This window comes from Nitrobacter winogradskyi (assembly GCF_006539545.1).
GTDB classification, from domain to species: Bacteria; Pseudomonadota; Alphaproteobacteria; order Rhizobiales; family Xanthobacteraceae; genus Nitrobacter; species Nitrobacter winogradskyi_A.
The window spans coordinates 1-12614 of record NZ_BJNF01000086.1; the positions used below are offsets into that span (position 1 = coordinate 1).

The following is a 12614-nucleotide window of genomic DNA, read 5'->3' on the forward strand; positions in this document are numbered from 1 at the left end:
AAGAGCTGAGTCATTGAAGCAGTAGGCCAATGCCCGAGCTGCCTGAAGTCGAAACCGTGCGTCGCGGCTTGCAGCCGGCGATGGAGGGCGCGACCATCGTCCGCGCCGAGACCCGGCGCAAGGATCTGCGGTTTCCGTTCCAGACCGATTTTGTCGCCCGACTGGAGGGTCAGGCGGTGACCGGGCTCGGGCGGCGCGCAAAGTACCTGCTGGCGGACCTCGCATCCGGCGATGTGCTGCTGATGCATCTGGGCATGTCCGGCTCGTTCCGCGTGATCGATGCGGCAGGTGTTATGTCTCCAGGCGATTTCCATCATCCGCGCGACGAGGGCCGTGCCCACGATCATGTGCGTTTTACGATGTCCTCCGGCGCCGAGATCGTGTTCAACGATCCGCGCCGTTTCGGGTACATGAAGATTGTCGCCCGCGAGGCGCTTGGCGATGAGCCGCTGCTGAAAGGACTCGGGCCTGAGCCGCTCGGCAACGAATTCGACGCGGCCATGCTGGCGCACGGCTGCCGCAACAGGAAGACCAGTCTCAAGGCCGTGCTGCTCGATCAGCGCGTGGTCGCGGGGCTCGGCAACATCTATGTCTGCGAGGCGCTGTTTCGCGCGCGGTTGTCGCCGCGCCGTCTCGCCGCAACGCTCGCCCTGAAAACCGGTGCGCCGTCCGAGCGCGCCGAACGACTGGCCGCGGCCATTCGCGACGTGCTCAATCAGGCGATCGAGGCGGGAGGTTCCTCGCTTCGCGATCATCGACAGACCACGGGCGAACTCGGCTACTTCCAGCACTCGTTTCGGGTCTATGACCGCGAGGGCGACAAATGCCGGACGCCGGCATGCAAAGGCACCGTGAAGCGATTCACCCAGAACGGACGCTCGACGTTCTGGTGTCCGGTCTGCCAGACGTAAACCGGCTTAGCGCGTATTCCGCAAAAGTGGATACCGGTTTTGCGATCAGAATACGCGCAAGTTTTTGATTGAACGTGTTTTCTTACGGCTAACCGGATTCCACTTAGCCGGAAAACGCTATAGCGAGCCGGTTTATCTCCGCACGCAGATGACGCGAACCACGGTGGCCTCCGCATCAAACGATCCATCGAACGGATCCACATCGTTGGCTTTCAGAAAAGCGCGCAGGGCTTCCGCTGGAGCCAGCATGGCCTGCGCGGAAGGCGCCGCACCCGAAAGGCCGGCGATGTCCGCAGGCTTCAGGAGCGCAAGTCCTGCGAGCTGTCCGTTTGCATCGAGCGCCGCCGCGCCGGAAAAGCCTGATGCGGGCGCCGGCGTCAGCATCGATTCGCCGCCGCCGCCCTGCGCCACCGAGGCCTTGACGCGACTGACGGCCGAGCCGCCGCCCTGGTTTTGCGGATCGGTGATGCCGACCAGATCGACGCCGCCTTTGGCATCGGGGCCGAGCGCGATCGGCTGCAACCCGTGCGCGCCGTAGACGCGCAGCAGCGCGAGGCCGTGATCCTTGTCGCTGGCGATCCTGTCGGCGTAGCCATGGCCCGTGACGACGATCGACCGGCATCCGTCGGTGGCGTCGTGACCGGTCAGGATCGTGCCGTCTTTGCTCACGATCACCCCGCTTGCATATTCCACGAGCTTGCGCGGCGGCGGACCGTTCGTCGGAAACGGATCGAATGCGCTCGACATCGCGATCACCACGGGCTCCATGACGCCTTCGGTGGCCTGATCGTAGAGAATGGTCAGGATGCGGGCTTCGCTGTCGCGGAGCTGGCCGCGCATGTAGAATTTCTTCAGGCCCTGTGTGCCCGACAGCACGAAGACATCCGGTTTGACGGCGCTGTAGGTAACCTTGCGGCCGGGGGGTTGCCTGCGTTCGTGATCGGCAAGCCTGGCGGTTGTGAGGCCGGCTTCCTTGCGGCGGGTCACGCTGATCTGGATGGTGCCGGTGGAGGAACTCCATGTCGTGCCGTCGCCTGCGCTCGATTGCTGCGGCGTCAGCCTCATGGGCAGGCCCAGCCGGACGCCGGTCGCCGCGTCGGTCGTGATCTTCCAGCCGACATTCACCCGCGCCTTCCGCGCGGCAGCAGTGAGAACGTCGCGTTCCTGCGGGTTGAGCACGCCGGTCTGCTTGCCGGCCTGGTCCTTCTGAAATGCCTTGATCGCAGCAATCAGCCGGTCGCCGACCTCGCCATTGATGAGGCCGTTGTAGTGACCGGTCCATGCCAGGTCGGACTGAAGCGCCTGCCGCGCCGCTGGCGCCATCGCCCTTACGGTATCGGCCGGAGTTTGCGCCGGCGGGGGGACGGCGGCTTCCGGTTTGCTTCTCGCGCGTCCGATGGTGTCGCCGGGTTGCGCCTGGGCGTACATCGTGGTGGCCACGATCATCAACGCCGCGGCGATCATCGCTCGCATGGCAGCTTTCGTCTCCGTTGAAACGGCGCTATTGAAACACATCTGCTGGGCCGGCAACAGCGGCCATCGGGGTTGTGGTCTGCGTGCCGCATTTGATCGACGGAGAGAACGGCAGGACCATGCTGAGCGCCGACGAACTTGAACGCTATTCCCGGCACATCGTGATGCGCGAGGTCGGCGGTCCGGGCCAGAACGCGCTGCGTAATGCGCGCGTGCTGATGATCGGAGCGGGAGGTCTCGGCGCGCCGGCGCTGATGTATCTGGCGGCCGCTGGCGTGGGGACGCTCGGCGTCATCGATGACGACATCGTGACGCTGTCGAACCTGCAACGCCAGATCATTCATGCGACGCCGGATATCGGCAGTCCCAAGGTCGAGAGCGCCGCGGACAAGATCCGCGCGCTCAACCCGCATGTCGCGTTCCGCGCGCACCATATGCGGCTGGATGCGTCGAACGCGATGGCGCTTTTGGCGGACTATGACATCGTCGCCGAGGGCTCGGATAATTTCGCCACCCGCTATCTGGTGGCGGATGCGTGCTTTCTGGCGAAGAAGCCGCTGGTGACCGCCGCGCTCGGGGTGTTCGACGGATCGCTGACGACGATCCGCGCGCACGAGAGAAACGCCGACGGCGCGTTCAACCCGACCTACCGTTGCCTGTTCCCCGAACCGCCGCCGGAGGGCACGGTGCCGAGCTGCCAGCAGGCGGGCATTCTCGGCGCGCTGGCCGGCGTGCTCGGCTCGATGGCGGCGTTGGAGGTGATTCGCGAGATCGTCGGATTCGGCGAGGGGCTGGTCGGACGCCTATTGATGGTGGATGCGCGCGCAATGCGGTTCGAGACGCTGAATTACAGGCGCGATCCGTCAAATCCGCTCAACGGCGATCATCCGACCATCACCGATTTAAGCGGCTGTCGCTGACCTCAAGATGAGGATCGGGGAATCTGATCCATATCCGTCATGCCCGGCTTTATACCGGGCATCCACGTCTTCCTTACTCAATCATTAATCCTGAGCAAGGCGTGGATGGCCGGGACCATGGAGCATTATCGCTTCTGATTGAATCAGAAGCGAAGCTCTGGATTGCTGTTTTGACGCGTTTTCTTCACGCGAACCGGTATCCACTTCGCTTGAAAACGCTCTAGTTACAACATGCTCGGCAGCACGCGGTCCGGCGGCTTGTGGTTGTCGAGGAAGGTGCGGATGTTGATGATGACCTTCTCGCCCATCTCGACGCGGCCCTCGATGGTGGCCGACCCCATATGCGGCAGCAGCACGACCTTGCCGGCCTTGGCAAGGCGGACCAGTCTCGGGTTGACCGCCGGTTCGTGCTCGAACACGTCAAGCGCGGCGCCCGCGATCTCACCGGCTTCGATCAGCTTGGTCAGCGTGTCCTCGTCGATGACCGTGCCTCGCGCGGTGTTGACGATATAGGCGTCCTTGCGGATCAGCTTGAGGCGGCGCGCCGACAGCAGATGGAAGGTGGCCGGGGTATGCGGACAGTTCACCGAGATGATGTCCATCCGCGCCAGCATCTGATCGAGCGAATCCCAATAGGTGGCGCCGAGCTCGTCGGCGATCTTCGGCGCAACGGGCTTGCGGTTATGGTAGTGGATCTGCAGACCGAAGGCGTGAGCCCGGCGCGCCACGGCCTGGCCGATGCGGCCCATGCCGATGATGCCGAGCCGCTTGCCGCCAAGACGCCGGCCCAGCATCCAGGTTGGCGACCAGCCCGGCCAGTCACCGCCCGCCGTCAGCAGCGCCGCGCCCTCAATGAAACGGCGCGGCACCGCGAGGATCAGCGCCATGGTCATGTCGGCGGTATCTTCGGTGAGAACGTTCGGCGTGTTGGTGACGGTGATGCCGCGCTCGTGCGCCGCGACGACATCGATGTTGTCGACGCCGTTGCCGAACTGCGCGATCAGCTTCAGCTTGCAGTCCGGCTGTTTCAACACCGCCGCGTTGATATGGTCTGTCACCGTCGTAACCAGGATGTCGGCGGTACGGACGGCGTCGATCAGCTGGTCGGGTGTCATCGGCCGGTCGTCGAGATTGAGTCGCGCATCGAACAGTTCGCGCATTCGGGTCTCGACCGAGTCGGGCAGCTTGCGCGTGATCACAACCAGAGGCTTCTTCTTGATCGACATTGGGTGCTCTCTAGTTTCCGGTTTCGAAGTTCGCAGACCGCTGCGGCAACCCCTTGATGAGAAACGAAGTGACGCCGTTACGCCGGGTGCGTCCAAATCCGGGAAACGGCCTGTGGCGAAAATGCGATAGCATTCAGTCCCTGTTAACCCACACGGTCGAAACTGCGGCTGCTGGCTGATATCGGCGTCGCCCTGGTATCCCGGGTTCCTCGCATCTTACGTGCATTTTCCCGGGCGTGCCCCGGTCATCCTGGGTCTGGTCCTCTCTAGCAGAAGGTCGTGCCAAGGCAAGACGGGGTCCGGAGGGCGGGCCGGCCGGATCTGGCGGCGTGGTGAGCTTCTCGGGGGCAGGTGATGATGGTGAAATGGCGCGCTCTTTCCATGGTGTTCGCAGCCGCGACGCTGGGTGCGGTTGCGATCGAAACGACCGCCGACGCCAAGGATTCCGCGCTGTCCACCAGCGGTCTGCCGGTTCCGCGCTATGTGAGTCTGAAGTCCGACCATGTGAACGTCCGCGCGGGCCCGACCAAGGATAACGACGTCGCCTGGGTCTATACCAAGGCCGGCCTTCCCGTCGAAATCACCGCGGAATTCGAGAACTGGCGCCGCATCCGGGATTCCGAGGGCGCCGAGGGTTGGGTCTATCACTCGCTGCTGTCAGGCCGCCGCACCGCAGTCGTTACGATGAAGGCGAAAGACGACTTCGCACCGTTGTATGATCGCGCTGATGTTCAAGGCAATGTGGTCGCCCGCTTGCAGGCCGGCGTCGTAACGCAGGTCAAGCGTTGCGCCGCAGGATGGTGCCATGTCATGGGAGACGGCTTCGACGGCTGGATCGAGCAGCAGCGGCTCTGGGGCGTTTACGCCGACGAGAAGGTCAACTGATCGTCGGTGGGTCCTGTCCGCCGGAATTGCCGGGGAGCCTTTCCGCTTCCGACAGAATTCGGCGCGAGGCTCTATGATCTTGATTCGACGCGCTTCTTCGCGCGGATCCTTGTCCCCGGGCACCATCGCGGACATGCCTGGCTCGAAACGCTCCAGGCGCTTCTGAAAAAACGCACCTCTCATAAAAACAAATGCCCGGCGCAGGGCCGGGCAATGCGAACGCGACCGTGTGGCGGTTCAGCGCTTCTTGCGCAGGCGCACGACCATATCGATGCGGCTGATCTCGTAGCCTTCCGGCACGTTCGGCATCTTCTGCAGCACCAGATGCGGATCGGGAATGTCCACCAGCTCGTGATTGTTTTCGAGGTAAAAGTGGTGGTGGGCGGTGACGTTGGTATCGAAATACGTCTTGGTGCCGTCGACGCTGACCTGACGCAGCAATCCGGCATCGGTCAACTGATTGAGCGTATTGTAGACGGTGGCCAGCGAAACCGGAACCTTGGCGAGGGTGGCTTCTTCGTAAAGCATTTCCGCCGTGAGGTGGCGCGCGCCCTTGCCGAACAGCAGCCAGCCCAGCGCCATGCGCTGCCGCGTCGGCCGCAGCCCGACCGATTGCAGCATTTCGTTGACGTCGTGCCAAGGGCAGCCCGTCAAAGTCGGCTGCCGTCCGTGACTGATCGCCGCGATATCACGGTCCTCCTCGGTCACAACCACGATGTTCTCGCTTGTACTCACGCCAGGCATTCGAAGCTCTTATCCAGCCGTCAACAGTCCCCACAGGAACCAACTATTTCGAACTATAGGAACAAAGGCGTTCAGATGCAAGTTTTTCGCAACTAGAATGGCTCAAAACTGGTGCCGGATCCGCCTTGGGGGCAAAGTGATGCGCGGAAGCGGGCAAACGGCGCCAATGAACATACACCCCGCAAGCCGGATCGCAAATCCGGGCGGAGGCTCGCGATCCTGTAAACCGCCTCTCTCGATCGGTGGGCTATCGGCCGGCGAATCCGCGCGCGGTTGGCTCGCTCCCCCCGAAACAACGGCTTGCATCCGGCGATCCGCGGCCACGGGTGCTCTTTGCCCCCTTCCGACCCTGTGTTAGAGAGCCACGAAGGCGAGGATCCCGGGATCGGTGTCCGACCGAGGTGCACCCACGTCTCGTGCGCCTTTCCAATCATCCATTGCCCAACAGAGAGAAAGGCCACGCAGCATGCAGGACCGGCGCAGCAGCTATGATTATGAAGGTTTGCTGGCGTGCGGCCGGGGGGAACTGTTCGGGCCGGGAAACGCCCAGTTGCCGTTGCCGCCGATGCTGATGTTCGATCGTATCACCGAAATAACGGAGGATGGCGGGGAGTTCGGAAAAGGATTGATCCGCGCCGAACTCGACGTCAAACCCGACCTCTGGTTCTTCGGCTGCCATTTCAAGGGCGATCCGGTGATGCCCGGCTGCCTCGGGCTCGATGCGCTATGGCAGATGGTCGGATTTTTTCTCGGCTGGACCGGGGGCGCGGGCCGGGGCCGAGCGCTCGGTCTCGGCGAGTTGAAGTTCACCGGTCAGGTGCTGCCGCCCGTTCGCAAGGTCGTATATAATGTCGACATCAAGCGGGTGATGCGCTCGAAGCTGGTGCTCGGGATCGCGGACGGGTGGCTTTCCGCCGACGATGATATTATTTACCGCGCGAAAGACCTGAAGGTCGGTCTGTTCAAGCAGGATGCAGAGTCGGGGGCCTGACAGCCGGGGCCGCCGGATGGTTCAGCTTGCGATTTTTTGACGAGGACGCTTCATGAGACAACATGACTTTGGTGCGAGGAGATCATGAAGCGGGTGGTCGTCACGGGGATGGGCATCGTCTCATCCATCGGAAACAGCACGCAGGAAGTGCTGTCCAGTCTCTTCGAGGCCAAGTCCGGCATCACGCGCGCGGAGAAGTATGCCGAACTCGGCTTCCGCTCTCAGGTGCAGGGCGCGCCGACGTTGAATCCGGCCGACGTGGTCGATCGCCGCGCGATGCGCTTTCTGGCCGAGGGCGCGGCGTGGAATCACGTGGCCATGGAGCAGGCGATCCGCGATTCGGGTCTTGAGCCTAACGAGATCTCCAACGAACGTACCGGGATCATCATGGGCTCCGGCGGTCCGTCCGCGCGCACGATCGTGGAAGCGGCCGACATCACCCGCAGCAAGGGGCCCAAGCGCGTCGGCCCGTTCGCGGTGCCGAAGGCGATGTCGTCCACCGCATCGGCGACGCTCGCCACCTGGTTCAAGATCAAGGGCGTCAACTATTCGATCTCGTCGGCCTGCGCGACCTCCAACCACTGCATCGGCAATGCCTATGAGACCATTCAGATCGGCAAGCAGGACATCATTTTCGCCGGTGGCTGCGAGGAACTCGACTGGTCGCTCTCGGTGCTGTTCGACGCCATGGGCGCGATGTCCTCGAAATACAACGATACGCCGGCGACCGCCTCGCGTGCCTATGACGTCAGTCGCGACGGCTTCGTGATCGCCGGCGGCGCCGGCGTCGTGGTGCTGGAAGAACTCGAACACGCGAAGGCTCGCGGGGCGCGCATCTACGGCGAAGTGGTCGGCTATGGCGCGACGTCGGACGGCTACGACATGGTCGCGCCGTCGGGCGAAGGCGCCGAGCGCTGCATGAGGATGGCGCTGTCGACGGTGAAAACCAAGGTCGACTACATCAATCCGCACGCGACCTCGACGCCGGCCGGCGATCCGCCGGAGATCGAGGCGATCCGCAAGGTGTTCGGCGTCGGCGACAAGTGTCCGCCGATCTCCGCCACCAAATCGCTGACGGGGCATTCGCTCGGCGCGACCGGCGTACAGGAAGCGATCTACTCGCTTCTGATGATGAACAACGGCTTCATTTGCGAAAGCGCCAACATCACCGAACTCGATCCGGTGTTCGCGGATATGCCGATCGTGCGTAAGCGTATCGACGACGCCAGAATTGGCACGGTGATGTCGAATTCGTTCGGCTTCGGCGGAACCAATGCCACGCTGGTTTTCAAACGACTGGATGCCTGATTTGTAGCGGCTGCTCGCAAGACCGGCGGCGGTCACAGTACCCATTTGTCAGGACCGGGCTAGGCGCGAAGCGTGTTTTGCGCGGATCACTAGGCCATCCCAACCTTCCAACCTGTCCACGTCGTCAAGGCGTGGATGCCCGGCACGGGGCCGGGCATGACGGAGTTTCCACATGACACACCTGATGCAAGGCAAGCGCGGCCTGATCATGGGCGTCGCCAACGACCACTCGATCACCTGGGGCATCGCCAAGACGCTGGCCGCCCACGGCGCGGAGTTGGCCTTCACCTATCAGGGCGAGGCGCTGGCCAAGCGGGTGCGGCCGCTCGCCGAATCGGTTGGCAGCAAAATGGTGCTGCCGTGCGACGTCGAGGACATCGCTTCTGTCGACAAGGTGTTCGCCGATATCGGCAAGGCCTGGGGCAAGATGGATTTCCTGGTCCATGCCATCGCGTTCTCCGACAAGAGCGAACTCAACGGCCGTTATGCCGACACGACGCGCGAGAATTTCGCGCGCACCATGCTGATCTCGTGCTTCGCCTTCACCGAGGCGGCCAAGCGCGCCGCCGCCCTGATGGCGGATGGCGGCAGCATGCTCACGCTGACCTATAATGGCGGCGACCGCGCGATGCCGAACTACAATGTGATGGGCGTGGCTAAGGCGGGGCTGGAAGCATCGGTGCGCTATCTGGCAGTCGATTTCGGCGCGCGGAACATTCGCGTCAATGCCATTTCGGCCGGCCCGATCCGCACGCTGGCCGGCGCCGGCATCGGCGATGCGCGCTTCATGTTCGCGTTCCAGCAGAAACATTCGCCGCGGGGACGCGGCGTCAGTCTCGACGAACTCGGCGGCGCCGGGCTTTATTTATTGTCGGATCTGTCCGGCGGAGTCACCGGCGAGATTCACTTCGTCGATTCCGGCTACAACATCATCGCGATGCCGCAGCCCGACGCGTTGCGCAGCGAAGGCATGAGCAACGGCGCGCCGAACGACGCGGCGAAGTAGGTCCTGGAGTCTTTCACCGTTCCGTGGAGACGGTGAAAGACTTTATCTTTTTCATTTGACGGGTTTTCTTCACGCGAACCGGATTCCATCCTTAGGGCTCAAGCCCGAGGACATGCTTCGCTCGAAAACGCTATAGAAGCAGCGCGCGGCAGTCGTCCTCTTCCGCGGTGAGGCTGTATCAGCCTGCCGCGATTTTCTCCGCGCGTTGAAACGCCGGCCGCGCCACGCAACGGTCGATGTAGCGATCGAAAGCTGGCCGCGGCGGCACCATCTTGAACTGGCGGATCGCAAAGTTCAGTCCGGAGCCGATCACGATGTCGGCGGCGGAGAAGTCGTCGCCGAGAATCCACGGCCCCTTTTCCACGGCCTTGTCGAGCACGTCGAACACCTGCGTGGCGTCCCCCCATGCGGCCGTGCTCGATGGCACCTGGAGCTTGGCGAAGATCTGGAGCAGCGCCGGTTCAATGCAGCTCGGTCCGAAGAACAGCCATTGCAGATATTTTGCCCGGCGCGCATCCCCGAGGGGCGGGGCCAGCTTCGCATCCGGGAAACGCTCGGCGACGTAGGCGCAGATCGCCGCCGCTTCGGCGATCGCGATGTCACCGTCGGTCAGCGCGGGCACCTTGCCCATCGGGTTGATGGCGAGAAATTCCGGTGTCTTCTGCGCGCCGGTGGAGATGTCGATCAGAGTCCGCTCATAGGGTTGACCGCTTTCCTCCATCAGCCAGAGCGCGGTGAACGAGCGCGAGCGCGGCGACCAGTAGAGTTTCATCATCGAACAGCGGTCCTTTCGTCAGGCGGTCCCGCATAAACAGGAGGGGATGGCCATACCGCTATAATAAAAAGCCCCTGCGGGAAATCGCAGGGGCTTTGGTTGAGGTGTGTTGTCGCGATCAGGCCTTGAGATCGAAGCGATCGGCGTTCATGACCTTGGCCCATGCGGCGGCGAAGTCATTTGCGAACTTCTCCCCGGAATCGGCGCATGCATAGACTTCCGCGAACGCGCGGAGCTGGGAGTGCGAGCCGAAGATCAGATCGACGCGCGTGCCCGTCCACTTCAGCGTGCCGGTCTTGCGGTCGCGGCCTTCGTAAACGCCGTCTTGACCGGCGACCGGTTGCCACTCGGTATCCATGGTGAGCAGGTTGACGAAGAAGTCGTTCGTCAGCTTGCCCGGCCGGGTGGTGAAGACACCGTGCTTTGAGTCTGCGGCATTGGCGCCCAGCACGCGCAGGCCGCCGACGAGAAGCGTCATCTCCGGTCCGGTCAGGTTCAGCAGTTGCGCGCGATCCACCAGCGCTTCCTCGGGCGCCATGAACTGGTGCCTGTCGCTGATGTAGTTGCGGAAGCCATCCGCGCGCGGCTCCAGCGGTGCGAAGGACTCCACGTCGGTCTGGTCCTGTGACGCATCCATGCGTCCGGGCGTGAACGGCACCTTCAAGTCGATCCCGGCGTCTCTGGCCGCCTTCTCGACCGCGGCCGATCCGCCGAGCACGATCAGGTCGGCGAGCGAGACCTTTTTGCCGCTGGTCCGCGCGCCGTTGAATTCGGCCTGGATCTCTTCGAGCTTCGCCAGCACCGCTTTCAGCTGGATCGGCTGATTGATCTCCCAATCCTTCTGGGGGGCAAGCCGGATGCGCGCCCCATTGGCGCCGCCGCGCTTGTCGGAGCCGCGGAAGGTGGAGGCCGAAGCCCAGGCGGTCGAAACCAGCTGCGCGACGGTGCAGCCGGAGGCGAGGATCGTGGCCTTCAGGTCGGCGATGTCATGGTCATCGATCAGTTCATGGTCCACGACCGGGATCGGATCCTGCCAGATCAGTATTTCCTTCGGTACCAGGGGACCGAGATAACGGTCGCGCGGTCCCATGTCGCGATGGGTGAGCTTGAACCATGCGCGGGCGAAGGCGTCCGCGAACTGGTCGGGATTCTCAAGGAAGCGCTTTGATATCTCTCCGTAGATGGGATCAAAGCGCAGCGACAGATCCGTGGTCAGCATGGTCGGCACATGCTTCTTCGACGGGTCGAAGGGATCCGGGGTGATGGCCGGGGCGTCCTTCGCCCTCCATTGGTGAGCGCCGGCCGGGCTCTTGGTCAGCTCCCATTCGAACCCGAACAGCGTATCGAAGAAGTTGTTGTCCCACCTGGTCGGGGTCTGGGTCCAGGTCACCTCCAGGCCGCTGCCGATGGCGTCAGCCCCCTTGCCCGTGCCTAACCGGCCCTTCCAGCCGAGACCCTGATCCTCGATCGGGGCGGAGTCCGGGACCGGCCCAACCAGCGACGCATCGCCGGCGCCGTGGGTCTTGCCGAAGGTATGGCCGCCCGCGATCAGCGCGACGGTTTCTTCGTCATTCATCGCCATGCGGAGAAATGTCTCGCGGATATCCTTGGCGGCTGCGAGCGGGTCCGGTTGGCCGTTCGGCCCTTCCGGATTGACGTAGATCAGGCCCATCTGCACCGCGGCGAGCGGCTCCGCCAGCTCACGTTCGCCGCTGTAGCGCTCGTCGCCGAGCCAGGTACCTTCCGGACCCCAGAACAATTCTTGCGGCTCCCATTCGTCGACACGGCCGCCGGCGAAACCCAAGGTCTTGAAACCCATCGATTCCAGCGCGGCATTGCCTGCGAGGACATAAAGGTCAGCCCAGGAAATCTTGCGGCCGTACTTCTGCTTGATCGGCCACAACAGGCGGCGCGCCCGGTCGAGCAGCACGTTGTCCGGCCATGAGTTCAGCGGCGCGAAGCGCTGCTGGCCGCCGCCGGCGCCGCCGCGGCCGTCGGTGATGCGATAGGTGCCCGCGCTATGCCACGCCATGCGGACCATCAGTCCGCCGTAGTGGCCGAAATCGGCCGGCCACCAGTCCTGCGAATCCGTCATCAGCGCTTTCAGATCGGCGATGACAGCGTTCAGGTCGAGGCTTGCGAACTCGCTGGCGTAGTCGAAGTCCCGGCCCATCGGGTTGGACAGGTTTGATTTCTGATGCAGGACCTGAACATCGAGCTGCTCAGGCCACCAGTCGCGATTCTTGTGTCCGCGACCGCTCGCAAACGGGCATTCGCCAGCTCTTTTATCGTTCGTCTTTGCGTCCATGATTGTCTCCGATGCTGTGCTGTCGCGTTGCCGGTCGGCCGCCAGCGCCATTCCGAAGCCGCGGATT

At 63.3% G+C, this 12614-nt stretch carries 11 protein-coding genes; 6 read left to right on the forward strand and 5 right to left on the reverse strand.

Features of this window, described 5'->3' with window-relative positions; translation table 11 throughout:
* Positions 1 to 29 precede the first annotated feature (29 nt).
* The gene (gene mutM, locus NWI01_RS14855; RefSeq protein ID WP_141384760.1) at positions 30 to 911 is read left to right on the forward strand and encodes a bifunctional DNA-formamidopyrimidine glycosylase/DNA-(apurinic or apyrimidinic site) lyase; all 882 of its coding nucleotides are present in this window, start codon (positions 30 to 32) and stop codon (positions 909 to 911) included.
* Between the two features lie 132 nt (positions 912 to 1043).
* On the opposite strand, the gene NWI01_RS14860 is transcribed toward mutM, so the two are convergent.
* Positions 1044 to 2384 (reverse strand): serine protease, encoded by a 1341-nt coding sequence (locus NWI01_RS14860; RefSeq protein WP_141384761.1) that lies wholly within the window; start codon positions 2382 to 2384, stop codon positions 1044 to 1046.
* A gap of 119 nt (positions 2385 to 2503) precedes the next feature.
* Between NWI01_RS14860 and NWI01_RS14865 the strand changes: the two genes are divergently transcribed.
* Positions 2504 to 3304, forward strand: a complete 801-nt coding sequence (locus tag NWI01_RS14865) for a HesA/MoeB/ThiF family protein (protein WP_141384796.1) — start codon at positions 2504 to 2506, stop codon at positions 3302 to 3304.
* Positions 3305 to 3528: 224 nt separating this feature from the next.
* Here NWI01_RS14865 and NWI01_RS14870 read toward each other — a convergent pair whose 3' ends face one another.
* Positions 3529 to 4530: a 2-hydroxyacid dehydrogenase gene (locus NWI01_RS14870; RefSeq protein WP_141384762.1), complete on the reverse strand. Its 1002-nt coding sequence runs from the start codon at positions 4528 to 4530 to the stop codon at positions 3529 to 3531.
* Between the two features lie 354 nt (positions 4531 to 4884).
* Between NWI01_RS14870 and NWI01_RS14875 the strand changes: the two genes are divergently transcribed.
* Positions 4885 to 5415: an SH3 domain-containing protein gene (locus NWI01_RS14875; protein ID WP_141384763.1), complete on the forward strand. Its 531-nt coding sequence runs from the start codon at positions 4885 to 4887 to the stop codon at positions 5413 to 5415.
* Positions 5416 to 5652: 237 nt separating this feature from the next.
* Here the strand turns inward: NWI01_RS14875 and irrA are convergent, their stop codons facing one another.
* The gene (gene irrA, locus NWI01_RS14880; RefSeq protein WP_141384764.1) at positions 5653 to 6159 is read right to left on the reverse strand and encodes an iron response transcriptional regulator IrrA; all 507 of its coding nucleotides are present in this window, start codon (positions 6157 to 6159) and stop codon (positions 5653 to 5655) included.
* 466 nt (positions 6160 to 6625) lie between these two features.
* On the opposite strand from irrA, the gene fabA reads away from it, so the two are divergent.
* The 3 genes from fabA to fabI all read left to right on the forward strand — a co-directional run bounded on the left by fabA (position 6626) and on the right by fabI (position 9464).
* Entirely contained in the window at positions 6626 to 7150 is a 525-nt protein-coding gene (gene fabA, locus NWI01_RS14885) for a bifunctional 3-hydroxydecanoyl-ACP dehydratase/trans-2-decenoyl-ACP isomerase (RefSeq protein WP_141384765.1), read from the forward strand.
* An 84-nt stretch (positions 7151 to 7234) separates the two neighbouring features.
* Positions 7235 to 8458, forward strand: a complete 1224-nt coding sequence (gene fabB / locus NWI01_RS14890) for a beta-ketoacyl-ACP synthase I (protein WP_141384766.1) — start codon at positions 7235 to 7237, stop codon at positions 8456 to 8458.
* Positions 8459 to 8630: 172 nt separating this feature from the next.
* Positions 8631 to 9464: an enoyl-ACP reductase FabI gene (gene fabI, locus NWI01_RS14895; RefSeq protein WP_141384767.1), complete on the forward strand. Its 834-nt coding sequence runs from the start codon at positions 8631 to 8633 to the stop codon at positions 9462 to 9464.
* 178 nt (positions 9465 to 9642) lie between these two features.
* Here fabI and NWI01_RS14900 read toward each other — a convergent pair whose 3' ends face one another.
* A complete protein-coding gene (locus tag NWI01_RS14900; protein ID WP_141384768.1) occupies positions 9643 to 10239 on the reverse strand; it encodes a glutathione S-transferase family protein in 597 nt (198 codons plus the stop codon).
* A gap of 118 nt (positions 10240 to 10357) precedes the next feature.
* The gene (gene katG, locus NWI01_RS14905) at positions 10358 to 12547 is read right to left on the reverse strand and encodes a catalase/peroxidase HPI (RefSeq protein ID WP_141384769.1); all 2190 of its coding nucleotides are present in this window, start codon (positions 12545 to 12547) and stop codon (positions 10358 to 10360) included.
* Between the last annotated feature and the right edge of the window lie 67 nt (positions 12548 to 12614).